Source organism: Acinetobacter halobius (assembly GCF_044130335.1).
Taxonomy (GTDB): Bacteria; Pseudomonadota; Gammaproteobacteria; order Pseudomonadales; family Moraxellaceae; genus Acinetobacter.
Genome location: NZ_JBIQOD010000010.1, coordinates 81,141 through 100,280 on the forward strand (window position 1 = coordinate 81,141; position 19,140 = coordinate 100,280).

Below are 19,140 nucleotides of genomic sequence, written 5' to 3' on the forward strand. Positions count from 1 at the left end.
ATAGCACTAGTGAATTACTAAAACATGGCTATGCAGTTTAAAAAAATGTGCTTTAATGCAATAAGTTGCTAAAAACCGAAAATGATATGTCTGCCATCATCCAATCCTTATTAGATACTGATCTGTACAAATTTACGATGCTACAGGTGGTACTGCATAAGTTCCCTCAAGCACATAGTGTGTACCAGTTTCGTTGCCGTAATTTGGATGACACGGTTTATCCTTTGGTCGACATTCTGGATGATTTAAATCACCAATTAGATTTGCTTTGCCTACTGCGTTTTCAAGATGATGAACTGCAATATCTACGCGGTTTGCGCTTTATCAAAAGTGACTTTGTTGATTATTTAGAGTTGTTTCAACTCAAACGTCGTTTTATTGTGGCCAGTATTGATCACCAAGGTCGTTTAGATATTCGGATTGAAGGGCCGATGGTTCAAGCCATGATGTTTGAAATCTTTGTGCTTGCCATCGTCAATGAGTTGTATTTCCGTCGTATTCGGACAGATGAGGTCATGGCTGAGGGCGAACGTCGACTACAAGCTAAAGTGGCCTTATTAAAACACTATGAAACATCGCAAACCCCAAATGATCCCCCATTTCTAGTTTCTGATTTTGGTACACGTCGACGCTATAGTCTGGCGTGGCAAAAACATGTGATTGAAGTGTTTAATCAAGCTGCACCACATATTTTCCGTGGTACCAGTAACGTCTTAATTGCGAAGCAATTAGGTCTTACCCCGATTGGCACCATGGCGCATGAATTCCTACAAGCCTTCCAAGCGTTGGATGTACGTTTACGTAATTTCCAAAAATCAGCACTGGAAACGTGGGTACAAGAGTACCGCGGTGATTTAGGTATTGCTTTGACGGATGTGGTGGGGATGGATGCATTCCTGCGTGATTTTGATCTGTACTTTGCCAAACTGTTCGATGGCTTGCGTCATGATAGTGGCGACCCGTATGAATGGGGTGATAAGGCCTATGCTCACTATAAAAAGCTGAAAATTGACAGTAAAACCAAAATGCTGACCTTTAGTGATGGGCTGAATTTAGAGAAAGCGTGGGATTTACACAACTATTTCAAAGACCGTTTTCAAGTGAGTTTCGGGATAGGCACCAATTTGACCAATGACATGGGGCAAACGCCACTAAATATTGTGCTTAAACTAGTTGAATGTAATGGTCAGTCGGTTGCGAAAATTTCAGATAGTCCAGGTAAGACCATGACTGATAACGATACTTTTTTGGCCTATTTACGTCAAATTTTTGAGATTACTGAGGTATAAGTTTATATAACTCCAGTGTTTGTAATGCCAGAATTCATTTTGGCATTACGCTTTTTAAATGAGACAAATAGAGATATCTATAATTCTGCTAAAGGAATGCAAAAAATCAGAATAATTGTAAAAATGAGTTGTGCTAAGATCAAAGCATGACCTGAAAATATACGAAATAATATGACACATTCTGCCTTTAATTTTGGCTTACTGATAGAAGCAGAACAGTTGGTTCCGCATTTAGGCAATGAAAAACTACGCATCGTAGATTTAAGTCGCGCCTCGGTCTATGACCAGTTGCATATTCCACATGCTTTGCATTTAAAGCCAAAATTTTTAGTACGCCAAGACGAACAGGCTACGGGTTTACTACCCGATGCTGAGGGGCTACGAGAACTGATTTCTTATCTGAATATTTCACCCGAGCATCATGTGGTGGTTTACGATGATGAAGGTGGTGCTTGGGCTGGGCGTTTGATTTGGAATTTACACTGCTTAGGTTTTGAAAATACCAGCCTGCTGAATGGTGGAATTCATGCATGGCTTGCAGCAGGATTGCCAACGACGTCTGAGGTGGAGCAGTTTGAATCTGTCAGTGCTTTGGTACAGGTCGATCAAGCCAAAATACAGCAGTATCGAATTGAATATACTGAGTTATTAGACAAAGTTCAAAGTAGTCAGGTCCAACTCTGGGACTGCCGAACAGAAGATGAATATACGGGTCTCCGCCTTGCAGCGCGACGCGGTGGTCACATTCCAAATGCATTACATTTTGAATGGAGTACTGCACTTAACCGTGAAAATCATTTAAGATTGCACCCTTTAGAACGCACGCAGCAACGCTTAGAGCAATTGGGTTTTAACTTAAATGAACCTGTGGTGGTGTATTGTCAGTCACATCACCGTTCAGGACTGGCTTATATTTTAGGTCGTTTATTGGGTTGGAATATTCAGGCGTATGACGGTGCGTGGAGTGAATGGGGCAACCGCCTCGACAGTCCTATCATTACCGGAGAGATGCCGTCTTGAGCCTCACATCACGCTTAAAAAAACAAATTTTCATTCAGGCACAACGTGTTGTACCGCAACATCAATTATCACGTGTCGTGGGTAAAGTTGCAGCCAGTGAAAACCCGATTGTGAAAAATGCAGTCATCACGGCTTTTAAAGCGCAGTACGGCATTGATATGTCGATTGCGGAGCAAAGCAATGCACTGAAGTTCAAATCTTTTAATGAGTTTTTTACCCGTGCATTAAAAGAGGGTGTGCGTGATATTGATACTGATGTGACCAGCATTGTGTCGCCTGCCGACGGGGCTATTTCGCAACTGGGTCCAATTGTAGAAGGTGATATTTTCCAAGCCAAAGGGCAGAAGTTTACTGTTGATAATTTGATTGCGGATCCGCAGTTGGCTGAACCGTTTAAAAATGGTCAGTTTGCAACAGTATATTTATCACCTAAAGATTATCATCGTGTGCATATGCCATTTGCAGGCACATTGACGGAAACGTTGTATGTACCGGGTGAATTGTTCTCGGTCAATCAAACGACTGCTGAAAATATTCCAGGCTTGTTTGCCCGCAATGAACGTATGGTCTGTTTATTTGATACAGAAATCGGTCGTATGGCCGTGGTTTTAGTCGGTGCCATGATTGTGGCGGGGATTGAAACCGTTGCAACTGGCAAGGTGAAACCTACGGGCCGTTTAGAGTTAAATCAGCATCAGCTGTTCTTGGATAAAGGTGCTGAACTGGGTCGCTTCTATTTGGGTTCAACCGCTGTGGTACTGTTTGAAAAAGACAAAATGACGTGGGATGCAGCCTTTAAAGCCAACTCGACTGTGGTGATGGGTGAAGCGATGGGACACACGCTTTAATCGTTTCAGCTCTCGGTCTCTGTCTTTGTTAAACGGAAGATGAGTGACAAAAAAGCACCGATATCGGTGCTTTTTTCATACTTTTGAAGAAAGGCTTATTCAGGATTATAGGTGCGTTCTTTGGGGAAAATCACTTTAAAAATAGAGCCTTGGTTTTCTTTAGATTCAATCTCTAAATGTGCTTGGTGCTGCATCAACACGTGTTTCACAATTGCGAGTCCTAAACCTGTGCCACCCGTTTGTCGACTACGTGCACTGTCGACCCGATAAAAACGTTCGGTTAAACGTGGTATATGTTTGGGATCAATACCGATACCTGTATCTTCCACCGTGAAGTAAGCTTGTTCACCATTGTCGTGCCAGCCCATGGTCACGGTTCCACCTTTTGGTGTGTATTTGATGGCATTGGTAATCAGGTTACTAAAAGCACTGGCCAACTCCATATCAGAACCGATCAAGTCGCAGTGACTGTCAATGTCAAGATTCAGCGTATGACCATAATCAATATTATAGGCATGTGCATCATCATAGAGTTGGTTCATCAAACTTGGCATATCAATGATTTGATTTTTTGCGATCTGCTTGTCGTTTTCTAAGCGTGACAATAACAGTAAATCATTCACTAAGGCATTCATACGTTTGGCTTGGGCTTGCATTTGGTCAAAAGCCCGCTTCCAACGTGGGTTGAGGTCTTCTTGGTCTGTAAAAGTCTCAATATAACCACTGAGTACTGTGAGTGGTGTGCGTAGTTCATGCGAAATGTTATCGACAAAGTCTTTACGCATTTGTTCAAGATTGTGCATGCGGGTCACGTCATAGGCGACCAGTAAGCGACTTTCACCCCCAAATCGAGTCATTTTGACCTGAACATAATGCTCATCAAAGCTGGATGACTTCATTTTTAAGCCGTCTGGTGCAGCATCAATATTATTGTAATAATCCACAAAATTCGGTTGGCGTAATAAAGTCAAAATATTGCGGCCACGATCATTTTGTTCAATGCCCAACAAACGCTCTGCGGCAGGGTTCCACCATTCAATTTGTTGCATGTCATCGACCAGTACCACTGCTTCTTGTAAAGCGACCAAGGATGACTGTGCTCGATCAATCAGTCCGACCATTTCCGCCTGTACGATTCGTTCTTGGCGCTGGGCACGGTAGACATTGAACAATAGTGCTCCCCAAATGCCCCCCAAGTTGGGTGGAACTTCATAGGGACGGTTAGAAATCCAGTCATTGACCAAATACAAAGAGCGCATTTGCAGAATAAAAAAAACGGCAAAGGCAACCGCGATACACGTCCAAAAATAACCAACACCAAAGCCAATCAAGCTCGCAATCAGCAAGAAAAAGGCAAGCAGACGTAAGTCCTGTTTGGCAAAGCCCCATAAACTGCTGTATCGCGTTTTTTTATGTTCGCGTGCAAGTTCTGGGACTGGGTAGGGTTCATACATAAAAGAAAATTAACCTAGAGCGATATCCGCACGTGTAGAGAATCTATAACCTGTACCACGCACTGTTTGTACAAAGCGATCAGCAGCATAAGGCTCAAGCACTTTACGTAAACGACGAATATGTACGTCAATGGTACGGTCTTCAATATACACGTTTCCACCCCAAACTTGGTCAAGAAGTTGAGCACGGGTATAAGCACGCTCAGGATGGGTCATAAAGAACGCCAATAAACGGTATTCTGTTGGTCCCATATCTAGAATATGGTCACCGAAACTCACTCGTTGGCTGACAGGGTCTAAGATTAAGCCATTGGCATCAATTGATTTTTCACCACTGAGGGCATTGGCACGACGTAGAACTGCTTTAATTCGTGAAACTAATTCACGGGTCGAAAACGGTTTGGTCATGTAGTCATCTGCGCCAGCATCCAGACCTTGTACTTTATGGTCTTCTTCACCACGTGCCGTGAGCATAATCACTGGAATTTCAGAGAGATTTTCATCACGTTTCAGGCGGCGGCATAGATCTACACCGCTGACCCCGCCAGGCATCATCCAGTCGAGTAGGATCAATGCAGGACGCTGATCCACAATCATTTGGTGGGCTTGTTTTGCATCTTCTGCTTGTAAGCATTGAAAGCCTGCCATATCCAACGAGGTGTGAATCATTTCTCGAATGGGAAGTTCATCATCGACGATTAAAATGTAGTCATCTTTCACAACGCAATATCCTATTGTAGGTAACGGCAGGCCGTTTTAATTTTATGACAGGCTTATTACAAAGATTAATTATGACAGTATCATTGCAAAAAACAGACGATTGATGAAATTTGCAAAAAAATGTGACAAAAAATCGTCATATTTGATTAAAAAATTAATGGAAGTTTAATCTAAAATTTATTTAAAAGTGCAGATGGAATCCAAATTGAGCGTCTTAGATATCTAGTTTTGCACGTGTATTGGGGTCTGAAAAGGTTTCTAAGAGTGAAATAAAAACAATACGGCTTGAAGATAGAACCTCTTCAAAGGATTGTTTAAAGCCACTGACCACCCAGCGGATTGCAATTTGAGTCACATAACCATTCAAGCCTGTCGCAACCAGTGAAATTTCACGTTCAGAACGGTTAATTTGCGGCATCATCAGCATTACAAAGGCTTGAATCATTCGGTCAAAACGGGTCATGGTTTCATGAATGGTGGCTTGATTATGTAATTCTTGGACCAACATCGCGTCAATATAAATAATCCGTGCCATGCGGGGATTGTCTTTTAGTGTGGTGAGCAGAGCACGTAGTCCAGCATCAATCATTTTATGTGGATCAGATGAGGCTTGCATGATGGCTTGCATGACGTTGTGCTGTAACTCATCAATTAGTTTTAGAAAAATGGTTTGAAACAGTTGCTCACTTTTTTTAAACGATTCATAAAAATAACGTTCGGTGAGTTTGGCTTCATTACAAATATCTTTCACTGTTACAGCAAAAAAACCGTGAGTACCATAGGCTTCGATCCCTGCTTCAATCAGTTTTTCACGACGTAGCTGTTTACGCTCAGAAAGTGATAAGCCTTTGAATTGGCGTTCTTTGGTTTTATTGTGATCGCTGTTTTGTTGTATTTGTTCAGATGCAGTCATCAGGTTTCATCGCCCTATTAAAGCCAAGATTTGCTGTAGTTTAACAATAAACAAGTTCTGTACCTATGCGTAAGCAAAGATCTTTATTGGGTTTTCATGGACTTGACACTTTTAGCTATCAAATTTATGACAATTGATATTGTCAATTATAAAAAAAGCATCTACAGTCGATGTACAAAGATAAAGGATAAGCAAAATCTCATGAAGAATTTTAAGAATAAAGTCGCAGCAATTACAGGTGCAGGGTCGGGTATTGGACAACAATTGGCACTTTTATTGGCCAAGGCGGGCTGTCATGTGTCATTGAGTGATGTCAATGAACAGGGTCTGGCGAAAACAGTTGAATTACTGCAAGGTAGCAATGTACGGGTTACCACGAAAAAATTAGATGTCTCTGACCGTTTGGCGATGAAAGCATGGGCTGAAGAAACGGTACAGAATCATGGTTCAGTGAATATGATTTTTAATAATGCAGGGGTGGCTCTGGGTTCAACGGTAGAAGGGGCATCCTATGAAGAGCTAGAATGGATTGTAGGAATTAACTTTTGGGGGGTGGTCTACGGCACCAAAGAATTTCTGCCGTTTATTAAGAAAACAGGCGATGGACATATCATCAATATTTCAAGCTTGTTTGGTTTGACTGCTCAACCGACCCAGTCTGCCTACAATGCAACTAAATTTGCAGTACGTGGTTTTACTGAGTCGCTACGCCAAGAGCTGGACATGGAAAACTCTGGTGTGAGTGCTTTGTGTGTGCATCCAGGCGGGATTCGAACCAATATTGCCAATGCTGCCAAAGTGAATGACAGCTTGCGTAGCATCGGAATGAATCCAGACAAGTCTGCACAGACTTTCAATAAACTACTACGCTGCCCACCAGAAGAAGCGGCACGCCAGATTTTAGAGGCGGTGCAAAAAGATAAACGCCGATTATTGATTGGCAATGATGCAAAAACGCTAGATTTGATCCAGCGTATTTTACCGACGGGCTACCAAAAAGTGACCGCTTTTGCGACCAAATTAAGCCAAAGAAAGTCTTAATATCGTGATAAAAAAACCCGCCTTGGCGGGTTTTTTTATGCTTCATTTTTGATGGATATCTGAAAGAATGATGCGTGGCGTGCGTGTAAGCAGGGCAGCAAAAATCCTATTTTAGATGAGCGTTTCAATAGTCTTTTTCTTCCAGACCAATTGATAGTACAGTCCTTGCATAATGCATAAGCTGACAAAGGCCAGTGCATAAGCATACCAAATACCTTGTAGTCCCCACCATTCACTAAACATATAGGCACAGGGCACTTCGATCGCAATAATCGCCACGATATTGATGACCATCGGCATGGTGACTGTACCGCTAGCCCGCATGATGGAGGCAAAAATGGCGCTGGCACCAAAGAATAAAATCGACCACAGTACAATAAACAACAACTGTTGCCCCAACTCAACTACCGCATGGTCAGTGATAAAGAGTGCCATGAGATATTTGGAGAAGAGGTAGGCCAACACCACCAAGGAGCCTGTAATGATGATGTTCATGCTGAGCGCTGTACGCGTGACTTTGGCCAATAACTCGGACTTGCCCGCACCAATGGCTTGAGCACCAAAAATGGATGCGGCAATCGCAATTGAAAGTGCAGGAAATTGAATATAGTTTAGGACTTGGTTGACTGCGCCATAAGCAGCTGTTGCATCTGCGCCGTGACGGTTAACCAGACCAACAATTACAAGGCCTGCCACGGAAGTGGTGATCATTTGAATGCCAGTTGGAATCCCCAAACGCAGAATAATTTTACTCAGCTGACGGTCAAAGCGAATATGGCTGAGCATTTGTGCATCAAGTCTTAGAGGGTGCTGCTTATAGCCCAAATAGAAATATAAAAACACCAAAACAGAAACGAAACCTAAGGTTGTTGCAATGGCAGGTGCAACAATCCCGAGTTTGGGAAAACCAAAATAGCCAGCGATGAGGATCGGTGTGACACAAAGCCCAATCAAAATGGTCATGCCAGAGGCGATGAGTGGCGTGGTGCTGTCACCGACACCACGTAAAATTGAGGTATAAATAATATAAATAAATAATAGTGGGCTTCCCGCCAACATCCATCGTGCATAAGGCAAGGATAGGTGCATGACATTTTCATCTATGCCCAAAGCCGATAAAATTGGACGTGCGAAAACTACCCCTAAAAAGGCAATAAAACTGCCTCCAATCAAGGTCATGAATAGCGTAGATCCAACCACTGCACGAACTTTCTCAATATTTTGTGCGCCCCATGCTTGGCCGATGAGGACTGTAGAACCCGCAGAAAGACCAATCACGAATGCCATTAAGCAAAACAGAATGGGGAAGAAAACAGCAACTGCAGCAATCGCCTGTACCCCCATCATCTGTCCGACGAAAACAGTGTTGATGGTTCCAGACAGATTTTGCAGAATATTGGTCGCAATTAAAGGCATCAAGAAAATGAAAAAGGCTTTCCATAGCTTTTGTTGTTGCACCAATGGGTTGTGTGCTGACATAAGTCACCCTGAAGGTCATTTTTATTACATTTTTCAGTCTTACCCTAGCATAGTTCTGTGCTGAAAAACCGATGTATTTCAGTAAGCAAAGGCGAGTTTCGAATAGAGTGTGGCGGTCAAAAAATTAGACTTTCTGCAAAATTTCGGTCGCTTGTGCCAGCGTTTGGTCAGTCTTAGCAAAGCAAAAGCGAATCAGGCGTAGTGCTTCGGGTGCCTGCTGATAAAACACCGAAACAGGGATGCCAACAATGCCATGCTGCTCTGCCAGAAAGTGGCAAAATTCAACATCGCTTAAATCGGGCCGAATGTGGCTGTAGTCCACATTTTGAAAGTAAGTGCCTTGAGAAGGTAGCCATTGAAAGCGTGAGCCAGTTAAACCCTCAATAAAACGATCGCGTTTTGCTTGATAGAATCCCGCTAAGTTTTGAATATGTTCAGGATGTTGTTGCATATAATTGGCCAAAGCCAGTTGTACAGGGGTGACTCCGCAAAAGTTGGCAAACTGATAGACCTGTCGGAATAATTGCATCAGTGCTGGTGCGGCAACGCAGTAGCCAGTTTTCCAACCCGTTACATGAAAGGTTTTGCCAAAGGAACCCACCACCACACTGCGTTCACGCAGTTCAGGAAAAGACAGTGCTGAATAGTGACGTTGACCATCAAATACTAGATGCTCATAAACTTCATCGGACAGCACTAAAATATTGGTGTCGCGAATCAGTTCAATCAGCGTCAACCAATCTTGCTGGCTCCAAATGGCACCACTTGGATTATGTGGCGTGTTGATAATGATCAGTTTGGTTTTGGCTGTAATCGCGGATTTGACCTGCTCCCAATCCACCGAAAAATGTGGTGCATGCAGAGGGATGTGAACGGCCTTACCCCCAACCAAAGCGACACTGGGTGCATAGCTGTCATAACTGGGGTCAAAGATGATGACTTCATCGCCCGCATGGACCACGGCTTGAATGGTGGCAAAAATGCCGATGGTTGCGCCTGGGGTGATGGTAATTTCAGTGATTGGATCGAGTTGAATTTGATCGCGCTGTGCAAACTGCTGTGCCAGTTTTTCGCGTAATAACCAGACCCCATCGCCCGGAGCATACTGGTTGAACCCACTTTGTGTGGCCTGTGCTAAAGCATCCAGCAGTTCAGCGGGGGCTTCGAAGTCTGGAAAACCTTGGGATAGATTTAGGGCATTTAAGCGCTGTGCCATGGCAGTCATGGTGCTGAAAATAGTGATGCCCTGTGCGGGTAGTTTGGATGTAGGTAATTGAAGCATAAATCTTTATAAGTATTTAAATATTCATCCAAAATAGCACAGTAGGCCACTTTTTCTTATGCAAATTTTGCATGTAGCTACGGCTAAAAGCCGACATTTGGGTGAATGGTTTTTACTAAAGTGTGCGTTTACAAGAGTACTTCGACCACCGCACGAATAATTCCCAGTGCTAAACCAATAAATGCGCCCACCACCACACCATTGACTCGAATCATGTGTAAGTCACCACCAACTTCATTTTCGATTTTGTCGATCATGACACTGGAGTCCCATTCGTGGATGCGTTCACTGATAAAACGAATTACTTTTTCACTGTATTGATCGCTTAGATTGACTGCAATGCCACTTAAACGCTGATTGAGTAGATCTCGCACAGCTTGATTAGAGATGATATTTTCACCAATCTGTTGAATGGATACACGGATGTTGTGTGCAATGCCTGAGTCGGTTTTTTGTAGATCTTGTTTTATGGCATCACATAAAATGGCGACGGCACCACTAATAAAATTCAGTACTTGTGGACTATCCAATAGAGCATCTTTGGTTTGGTTCAAGCGTTGGCTGGCTGTACTGTTGGCATCTGCCAGTTCGAGCATGAGTTCATGTCCCATCGCTTCAATTTTTTGACGCCATGGATGTTCTGGATCGGCCAGCATTGACTCTACTCGTTGAATGAGTGAGTCAATGGTTCTTTGCTGAACATCTATCCCAATCCAACTGGCTCCTTTGGCCAACTTCCAGACCCCGAGTTCTTTGAACAAGGTTTGAGTCAGCTCGCGACTTTGTTCAGGGTGTTGGGTCATCCAGTCATGCGCCAAGTCGAGTCCGCGTTGTAATACATCTTGATGGAAATCATTTTCCAGCACTGCACGCAGCATTTCACTGGCCAAATGATTAACTTGGGTATTACGCACCCATTGCACGCTATTACTTTGAATAAAACGGCCAATTTGTTCTTGCCCCACAAACTCAAATACTTTAGGCACGGTTTGTTGAATCACTTGGGTGATTTGTAGATTGTTTTGCGGGTTGGCGAGCCATTGACCCACTGCCAAAGATAGGTCGGTACTTTGTAAGCTTTTTTCCACCACTTGGGGTGAAAGAAAATTCTCTTGTACAAAACGCCCCATGGATTCAGCAATCCGTGCTTTGTTACGAGGGATGATTTCGGTGTGGTCGCGCAAAAACTTTGGAATGGGCATTTTCCCAAAAGGGTTACGAAACAGCACAGTAATCGCATACCAATCTGCTAAACCACCGACCACACCTGCTTCAGCAGATAACATCAAAATATGAATGATCCACACTTTGTCTGTCGGGACAAACTTAGCAACTACCATCAGCAAAAGCCATGTCACGACTGCAGTGATGAGAGCAATAGTGGCAAAGCGTTTACTGCGTTGTAGGTTAGAAGACGTCGTTTGTGTTTCATTCATAGGCGAACTCTATGTCTTACTTTGTTTTGGTTGTGGGCGCTGGCGTTGTGGGTTCAGGTGGTGGCAAAACCTCGCCTGTTGGGCTTAGGCCATACTTTCCACCCAATGACTGTAAAATCAGCGTGGCGTCAAAGGCATCACTTGGTGCCGATTTTTGGTCTTTAAAGCATTGAATGCTGTATGACACTTGCACAGGGTCAATGTTTACAAGACGTGGTGTGTCATAGAATGGGTCGGGCCAGAAACCTGGGTGGCGTGAGTAATAGCCGTAGGGATAATAAGGCATTGGGTTAGAGTAAACCACGGCCTGCCTTGGTGCTTGATTCTGATTGCTTGGGTCATTCAACACTTTAAAGAAGCGATAACCATTTTGTACGGTGGTTTGTGCGGCTTTAACCAACGTGATTTCTTCAGCTGTACCATGGCTCATATTGGGACGTGCTTGAAAGCTGATTCGGTAGGTTGAGCTATTTAAAGGTGTGTTACTAAAGCGACCCAATTGGTCGAAGGTTAAGGGTTTTGAGGGGGTAGAGGCACAACCCACTAAACTCAGACTAGTGGCCAATGCGCAGGCAATTAAAATTTTTGTCATGAGGTAGACTCCTTAGCACAGAGGGAGAAACCGAACAGTTAAAAATGGCTGTTGGGTTGCGTCAAAAATTCCAGTTCTTCTTGGCTTGAGTTACGTCCAAGGATTTGATTACGATGAGGATAACGTCCAAAACGGTCAATAATGACTTTGTGACGTTGTTCAAAGTCGAGATTGATCGGATTACCCAAGTCTTGGAACAATTTTAAAGCATATTGATGAATAAGTTTTGATTCACTATGCATAAAAGGCATATATAAGAAACTGCGTTGCGTCGCTGATAATTCGATATCTAATTTAAGTGAAATCGCTTCTTGTGCCAAAGCCAAAGCCAGCGCATCTTGAGCAAAGGCCAAAGGGCTGTTGCGATACAGGTTTCTCGACAGTTGATCGAGTACAATAATTTCAGCCAAACGTCCTTCAGCGCTACTGCGCCAAGACCAGAGCTCAGCATGTATGGCTTGCTCATAAATGCTCTTAAATTTTTCTTCGATCAGGGCATCAAAGGCATCATTTTGGCTAAACCACCAAGTTTGGTGTTGAGGATCAAACCAAAAGTCTAAAATTTCTTGATAATTCATAAAGTTTACAATTCTTTAGCATTTATTCTTCAATAGAATCACACTTTTGACATGTCTAATAGCGTAACTTTGTGATAAATATTTTCCGAAAAATAGAACAGATGGTTTACTTGAAAATAGGACTGGGTGTAATGTGCCGAGTTAAAATCACGTTATACTGATTTAAACTGATGATTTTATTTTATTCGTCGTGGTCGTTGTTTCTTCCAAAAAGTGAGATTGTAATGGGTCAACCCGCATCTAAATCTACAGCTGTGTTACCGACTTGGTTCAATTCATCACTTTTGCAAGGGATGTTACGCGGAATTGAGCGTGAAAGTTTGCGTATGCAAAGTAATGGCTTTTTATCTCAAGCTGATCATCCCCAAGCTTTGGGTTCTGCGCTGACTCACCCACACATCACGACAGATTATTCAGAAGCGTTATTAGAATTTATTACCCCACCACAGCCGACTATTACTGAGGCCTTGGATTATCTAAAAGATATCCATACGGTGGCACATCGACACTTGGAAAGCGGTGAAAAATTGTGGCCCTTGTCAATGCCTTGTATGTTGGATGACGATGACGAAAAAATCCGTCTCGCTCAATATGGCACATCTAATATTGGAAAGTTTAAAACCCTATACCGTCATGGTTTAGGTGTTCGTTATGGGCGACGGATGCAAACCATTTCAGGACTGCACTATAATTTGTCCTTTCCCGATCAGCTGTTTGAACAATTACAACAACATGAGACAGATGAAGCGCTGAAAGCCTTGTCTGCGCAGGATTATCGCAGTCATCGTTATTTTGGTTTGATCCGCAACTTTATTCGTCTCACGCCATTGGTGATGTTCTTGGTCGGGGCAAGTCCATCGGTCTGCCAGTGTTTTATGACAGGACGTGAACACCACCTATTGCCGTTGTTGCGCGGAACCTTATATTTGCCCTATGCAACTGCTCTGCGGATGGGACGTTTTGGTTATCAAAACTCAGCACAAAAGCAACTCGGGATTCATTATAACAATATCGACGGTTATCTCGAAGGTCTACAAAAAGCAGTCAAAACAGCTTATGCACCGTTTAGTCGTTTAGGCCTCAATGATGCGCAGGGCGAACCGATTCAGATTAATGATCATGTCTTGCAAATAGAAAATGAGTACTACAGTTTGGTACGTCCAAAGCAAGTACCACAAGCAGGGGAAACACCGTCCCAAGCGCTGAGTAATCGAGGCGTTGGTTATGTCGAGCTTCGCGCGGTGGATATCAATCCGTATAGCCCGATTGGAATCAATGAAGATACCGCTGGTTTCTTAGAAGTACTGGCACTGTATTGCTTACTGTTAGATAGCCCAGAACTTTTGTCCGCAGAGCAAGATCAAATCGAGAAAAACCAAGCGGAAGTGGTCAATCGTGGGCGCGCACCGAATGCCGCAATTGCTGTGGGTGAGCAATCGTTCCCGATTGAAGCATGGAGTCAGTCTCATTTAGAGGCTATGCAAGAACTGGTTGTGTTGTTAGATCAGTGCTATGACACCACACTCTACAGTAAAGCAATGACAGTCATGCAACAGAGAGTGGCCGAAGTTGATGATACTTTGTCGGCACAGATGATCGAAGATACTTTGGAAGCGGGTGGGACATGGGGCTTTGGTAGCCAAATGGCCGCACAACATGCATCAAGTTATGAGCGTCATCAGTTGAGTGCAGAGACATGGGCTTATTTTGATGATTTGGCTACGGTATCTTTACAACAGCAAGCACAATTAGAGCAAGACAGCCAACTGAGTTTTGAGCAGTATCTTGCGCAATTTAGATAAAAAATTAAGAGGATTAACCATGCAATGGAGTTATCGCTTCGTGAGTGGTGTGTTGGTTTTAGCCAGTATTATTGGTATGGCCTTTGCCTTGTATTTAGAACATGGCCCTGCACAGTTGAACCCTTGCCCACTCTGTGTGTTCCAGCGTGTGGGACTGATTGGACTTGGGTTAATTTCACTGATTGCCTTTTTACATAACCCGGCATCAAATGGTTTTAAACGTTTTTATACGTTTCTTGGTAGTGTATCGGTCTTATGGTCTGCAGGTGTGGCAGCACGTCATGTTTGGCTACAAAACTTACCACCTGATCAAGTGCCGAGTTGTGGACCAGGTCTGGATTATTGGTTAGACACCTTGCCTTTGCGTTCAGTGTTTGAACAGGTACTGACAGGTTCTGGTGAATGTGCACTTGTGGATTGGACGTTCTTGGGTCAGTCTTTACCGGTATGGTCTTTGGTGTTTTTTGTGGCACTGGCGTTGATTAGCTTGTGGCAGCTGTTCCGTAAATATCCGAACCACGCAAAGAAAAAATAATAAATATAAAAAAGCCAACGTCATGTTGGCTTTTTTATGCGCTTTATTAGGGGCTTAGGTCAGCGCAATACCCTCAAAATCATCCAGCCCAACCATGTATTCATGCACCTGACCATATTCCGTTTCAGTTGGATTTGGATAGAACCAATGTACGATTTGCTCTGCCACACTGGCATGGGTATGCAGTTCAAAATGGTTTAATCCATAGAAAATCGCTTTATGCGAATCAGGCACTTTCAATTGAAAGCGTGGATTCATGTGTTCGCCTAAAGCACTTTTTACACTAACTAGATAATCGCCAATCACATTCAGCGCGCGATATTTGCGCTTTTCAAATTCAATCGTACCTGCGATCAAGAATGTATTGATATGTGAGGGCAATGGAGCAGGTTTACGGTTGTCATCAACTTGACCAATACGTGCCTCATTGTGCTCCCAGTCGTCATCACGCACGCTGCCATGACGCAAGTCTAGAATGCCATTACTGCGAATATTGACGACATGCCCGATAATTTTGACAAATGGGAAACGCCCGAGTTTGTCTTGTAAATGAAAGCCAAAGCGTTCTAAAACTGCGCCATGGTGTGGAGAACCGATACAGACCATGTTTTCCACTACATGAATCCAGCTTTGCATGTTCTGTTTGCCATAGAACAGTGCGCTGCGTGAAACCAGTCCACCCATGCTGTGTCCAATCAGATCAATTGAGCTGATACGGGGGTTACGGTTGAGCAAGTCTTGTAAAGTATTAGAAAAGCTACGTCCATTGGCTGAAATACGACGCCCTGTGTTGTAGTTCAAATACAACATCGTGTTTTGGGCACGTTGTGCCAACAGCTTTTCCCCAATACCGCCATAACGCGCTGTACTCCAGTACAAATGATTCATGCATAGACCATGAACCATAATCACCACACGGCCAGATAACTCACCTTGTTGGACAGCGCCATAATGATCATACAGCACCATCGGTAGTGCCACAGGGTTATGGTATTTGAGTAAATAGTCACCCAAAACACCATTCAGCGCCCCAACTAAATAATGCAAGGTTGGGGTTAAGGGTTTATGGTGTAAATTGGGAAATTTTTCAATAATATGGCGTAAACTCGGTGCCAATAAATAACTACCGTAGTTTTGTAGGGTATTGAAAGAAAATTGGTAAAGCTTCTCAATGTAGCGGGTAGATAGAAACTTTTTTGAGCTGGCCTCGTTCATCCCAAACAAACTGATTAAAATTTCACGCTGAATGGCCTGAATTAAATCATGGACAACGTCGCCTAGGCGCGTGGTAAGCAGCTGAGCAACCCCTTCAAGCACATCGGCTTGGCTGGGAGGAGTACGATCCCATTTACAATAGGTCTCGTGCAGAGGCGTTAAACTTGGCATTTTTTCTACCCTTGAGTTTCTGTGTCGGCAGGGACTTTATTTTTTTCAACGATCACGGTATAAATTCTTAGCACTCTAGCTTATCTAATTCATCTCGAATAACTTTTACAATAGCGATGAATGTAAGGTTGATCTTATTTTTTTGTCTGACAATATTCGATACATACAAAAAAAATCAGTCGGTTAAAAGGATCTCCTTTGAGTGCACAATATAAATGATGATGTGGAAGAGTAAATTTACAGCATGAATATAATTTATTTACATGGCTTTCAAAGCAGTTCTTCATCAATAAAAGGTCAATTGCTGAAACACTACTGTGAAGCCCATTCAGGGTGGCAAGTACATTTACCCGACTTGAATATGCCTCCGCATTTGGCCTTGGAAAAATTAACGGCTTTGATTCAAGAGTTGGATCAAGTGGTGCTCGTGGGGAGCAGTTTAGGTGGTTTTTATGCGACACAATTGGTCGCGAAGTTGGCAGTCCCTGCTGTGCTGATTAACCCTGCTATGCAACCATGGCAATTGTTCAGAGATTTATTTGGTGTGGCTCAGTTGCCTTATAAGGTGAATGAACATTGGACGCTGGATGATGCACAGTTGGATTATCTTGAGCAGATCGAACTGCCATTTGTGCAAGATGCAGACAAAATTTTAGTGTTATTGCAACAAGGCGATGAAGTTTTGGATTATCGTGACGCAGAGCGCTATTATAATGGCGCAGCGCTTGTGATTTCGGAAACGAAAGGCAATCATGCGATGGAAGATTTCGCAGACAAAATACCGATGGCATTACAGTTTTTATCGGACTGCTTAAAATAAGGAAACAGTACAACGTGTCTCAATATACGGCCCAATCCCTTGAAGTATTATCTGGTTTAGATCCGGTACGTCGTCGTCCTGGCATGTATACCGATACCACACGCCCAAACCATTTGGCGCAAGAGGTTATTGATAATGCGGTCGATGAGGCACTTGCAGGTCATGCCAATAAAATTACTGTCACCGTTTATAAAGATGGTTCGCTGTCGGTGGAAGACAATGGTCGTGGTATGCCTGTCGATATCCACCCTGAATATGGTCAAAGCGGCATTGAAATCATTCTGACCAAACTGCATGCAGGGGGTAAATTCAGTACTGACAACTATCAGTTCTCAGGTGGTTTGCATGGTGTTGGAATTTCCGTGGTCAATGCGCTATCTAGCCGAGTTGAAGTGGAAGTTCAACGTCAGGGCAACCTTTACCAAATGGCGTTTGAGCAGGGTGAGCCGACTGCGCCCTTGGTGGTATTAGAAGGTAAAGCACCGAAGCGTGCGACAGGGACTTCTGTTCACTTTTGGCCTGAAGCCAAATATTTTGATTCACCGAAATTTGCCCTAAAAGCATTGAAGCATAATTTAAAAGCCAAAGCCGTTTTGGCTGCAGGTTTACAAATCAATTATGTTGACCAAATCAATGATGAAAAAATTGTTTGGCAGTTTGAGAATGGCCTCGTCGATTATTTGATGGATGAAATAGAAGATCGTGAGATTCTGCCTCATCCAGCCTTTGTGGCTACAGGAGATGCCGAGCGTGCCAGTGCCGAATTTGCCATTTGCTGGAATGTTGATGGCGGTGAGTTGGTTCAAGAAAGTTATGTGAACTTGATTCCAACCGCGCAGGGCGGAACCCACGTGAATGGCCTACGTTCAGGCGTGACCGATGCAATGCGCGAGTTTTGTGAGCTTCGTAGCTTATTGCCAAGAAACATGAAGCTTTCTGCTGAAGATGTTTGGGATGGTGTGAACTATATTTTGTCGCTCAAGTTCCAAGAGCCGCAGTTTTCAGGGCAAACTAAAGAACGTTTATCCAGTCGTGAAGCAGCAGGGATTGTCCAAAATATCGCCAAAGATGCTTTTGCACTGTGGTTAAACCAAAACTCTGATATTGCCATGCAGTTAGCGGAAATGGCGATCTCGAAAGCGGGTCGTCGTCTGAAAGCTGCGAAAAAGGTTGAACGTAAGAAGATTGTGGCAGGGCCAACATTACCCGGAAAACTGTCAGACTGTGTTGGACATACCTTAGAAGAGTCTGAACTGTTTATTGTGGAAGGGGATTCTGCGGGGGGGTCAGCTAAACAAGCACGCGATAAAAACTTCCAAGCCATCATGCCAATTCGTGGGAAAATCTTAAATACTTGGGAAGTCTCTTCCGATGAAGTCTTGGCTTCGCAAGAAGTGCATAATATTGCCATTGCGATTGGGGTTGATCCTGGGTCGGATGATTTATCTGAACTACGTTATGGCAAGATCTGTATTTTGGCCGATGCTGACTCGGATGGTCTACACATTGCGACGTTGCTGTGTGCTTTGTTTGTGAAGCATTTTCCTGTCTTGGTTGAAGAAGGACATCTGTATGTGGCGATGCCACCGCTGTATCGAATTGATGATGCCAAAGATGTGCACTATGCCTTGGATGATGAAGAGCTGGAAAGCATTTTGAAAAAATGTAAAACCAAGAACCCACAAATTACCCGATTCAAAGGTTTGGGTGAAATGAATGCTAGCCAACTACGTGAAACTACACTGGATCCGAATACACGCCGTTTGGTGCAGTTGGACTTGGATGATAGTCATTTCACCGCAGGTTTATTGGATAAATTGCTGGCTAAAAAACGTTCGAGTGACCGTAAAGAGTGGTTAGAGCAAAAAGGCAATTTGGCAGAGCTAGTGGTTTAAATTTATTATAAGTGCATCAAAAGCCCGCATATTGAACTGCACCCCGAAAG

17 protein-coding genes are annotated in these 19,140 nt (G+C 43.4%); 8 read left to right on the forward strand and 9 right to left on the reverse strand.

Annotated elements, in window-relative coordinates; genetic code table 11:
* Positions 1-86: 86 nt before the first annotated feature.
* From pncB to asd, 3 genes are all read left to right on the forward strand, one after another.
* Entirely contained in the window at positions 87-1,289 is a 1,203-nt protein-coding gene (gene pncB, locus ACE01U_RS10385) for a nicotinate phosphoribosyltransferase (RefSeq protein WP_119063332.1), read from the forward strand.
* Positions 1,290-1,460: 171 nt separating this feature from the next.
* Positions 1,461-2,309 (forward strand): sulfurtransferase, encoded by an 849-nt coding sequence (locus ACE01U_RS10390; RefSeq protein ID WP_395579409.1) that lies wholly within the window; start codon positions 1,461-1,463, stop codon positions 2,307-2,309.
* Positions 2,306-3,157 (forward strand): archaetidylserine decarboxylase, encoded by an 852-nt coding sequence (gene asd / locus ACE01U_RS10395; RefSeq protein WP_119063331.1) that lies wholly within the window; start codon positions 2,306-2,308, stop codon positions 3,155-3,157. The genes ACE01U_RS10390 and asd overlap by 4 nt, the downstream gene beginning before the upstream one ends.
* A gap of 95 nt (positions 3,158-3,252) precedes the next feature.
* Here the strand turns inward: asd and phoR are convergent, their stop codons facing one another.
* The 3 genes from phoR to ACE01U_RS10410 form a co-directional block, all read right to left on the reverse strand.
* The gene (gene phoR, locus ACE01U_RS10400; RefSeq protein WP_086210325.1) at positions 3,253-4,611 is read right to left on the reverse strand and encodes a phosphate regulon sensor histidine kinase PhoR; all 1,359 of its coding nucleotides are present in this window, start codon (positions 4,609-4,611) and stop codon (positions 3,253-3,255) included.
* A gap of 9 nt (positions 4,612-4,620) precedes the next feature.
* The gene (phoB, locus tag ACE01U_RS10405; RefSeq protein WP_086210324.1) at positions 4,621-5,331 is read right to left on the reverse strand and encodes a phosphate regulon transcriptional regulator PhoB; all 711 of its coding nucleotides are present in this window, start codon (positions 5,329-5,331) and stop codon (positions 4,621-4,623) included.
* A 214-nt stretch (positions 5,332-5,545) separates the two neighbouring features.
* Positions 5,546-6,244, reverse strand: a complete 699-nt coding sequence (locus ACE01U_RS10410; protein ID WP_086210323.1) for a TetR/AcrR family transcriptional regulator — start codon at positions 6,242-6,244, stop codon at positions 5,546-5,548.
* A gap of 201 nt (positions 6,245-6,445) precedes the next feature.
* Between ACE01U_RS10410 and ACE01U_RS10415 the strand changes: the two genes are divergently transcribed.
* Positions 6,446-7,285 (forward strand): SDR family NAD(P)-dependent oxidoreductase, encoded by an 840-nt coding sequence (locus ACE01U_RS10415; RefSeq protein ID WP_086210322.1) that lies wholly within the window; start codon positions 6,446-6,448, stop codon positions 7,283-7,285.
* 111 nt (positions 7,286-7,396) lie between these two features.
* Here the strand turns inward: ACE01U_RS10415 and ACE01U_RS10420 are convergent, their stop codons facing one another.
* The 5 genes from ACE01U_RS10420 to ACE01U_RS10440 form a co-directional block, all read right to left on the reverse strand.
* Entirely contained in the window at positions 7,397-8,764 is a 1,368-nt protein-coding gene (locus ACE01U_RS10420) for an MATE family efflux transporter (protein ID WP_395579411.1), read from the reverse strand.
* 124 nt (positions 8,765-8,888) lie between these two features.
* Positions 8,889-10,046: a methionine aminotransferase gene (locus tag ACE01U_RS10425; protein WP_395579412.1), complete on the reverse strand. Its 1,158-nt coding sequence runs from the start codon at positions 10,044-10,046 to the stop codon at positions 8,889-8,891.
* A gap of 128 nt (positions 10,047-10,174) precedes the next feature.
* Positions 10,175-11,482, reverse strand: a complete 1,308-nt coding sequence (locus ACE01U_RS10430) for a DUF445 domain-containing protein (RefSeq protein WP_110974596.1) — start codon at positions 11,480-11,482, stop codon at positions 10,175-10,177.
* A gap of 16 nt (positions 11,483-11,498) precedes the next feature.
* Positions 11,499-12,074, reverse strand: coding sequence for a CC0125/CC1285 family lipoprotein (locus tag ACE01U_RS10435; protein WP_086210318.1), 576 nt, complete (start codon positions 12,072-12,074; stop codon positions 11,499-11,501).
* A 38-nt stretch (positions 12,075-12,112) separates the two neighbouring features.
* Positions 12,113-12,652: a DUF924 family protein gene (locus tag ACE01U_RS10440; RefSeq protein WP_395579413.1), complete on the reverse strand. Its 540-nt coding sequence runs from the start codon at positions 12,650-12,652 to the stop codon at positions 12,113-12,115.
* A gap of 224 nt (positions 12,653-12,876) precedes the next feature.
* Here ACE01U_RS10440 and gshA point away from each other — a divergent pair, with 224 nt between their 5' ends.
* Together gshA and ACE01U_RS10450 are read left to right on the forward strand one after the other, a co-directional pair.
* A complete protein-coding gene (gshA, locus tag ACE01U_RS10445; protein WP_395579414.1) occupies positions 12,877-14,454 on the forward strand; it encodes a glutamate--cysteine ligase in 1,578 nt (525 codons plus the stop codon).
* 19 nt (positions 14,455-14,473) lie between these two features.
* Positions 14,474-14,989: a disulfide bond formation protein B gene (locus ACE01U_RS10450; RefSeq protein ID WP_086210315.1), complete on the forward strand. Its 516-nt coding sequence runs from the start codon at positions 14,474-14,476 to the stop codon at positions 14,987-14,989.
* Positions 14,990-15,043: 54 nt separating this feature from the next.
* On the opposite strand, the gene ACE01U_RS10455 is transcribed toward ACE01U_RS10450, so the two are convergent.
* Positions 15,044-16,375, reverse strand: a complete 1,332-nt coding sequence (locus ACE01U_RS10455) for a PGAP1-like alpha/beta domain-containing protein (protein ID WP_086210314.1) — start codon at positions 16,373-16,375, stop codon at positions 15,044-15,046.
* A 244-nt stretch (positions 16,376-16,619) separates the two neighbouring features.
* On the opposite strand from ACE01U_RS10455, the gene ACE01U_RS10460 reads away from it, so the two are divergent.
* Both ACE01U_RS10460 and parE read left to right on the forward strand, forming a co-directional pair.
* Positions 16,620-17,195: a YqiA/YcfP family alpha/beta fold hydrolase gene (locus ACE01U_RS10460; RefSeq protein ID WP_086210313.1), complete on the forward strand. Its 576-nt coding sequence runs from the start codon at positions 16,620-16,622 to the stop codon at positions 17,193-17,195.
* A gap of 14 nt (positions 17,196-17,209) precedes the next feature.
* A complete protein-coding gene (parE, locus tag ACE01U_RS10465) occupies positions 17,210-19,090 on the forward strand; it encodes a DNA topoisomerase IV subunit B (RefSeq protein WP_086210312.1) in 1,881 nt (626 codons plus the stop codon).
* Positions 19,091-19,140: the final 50 nt, after the last annotated feature.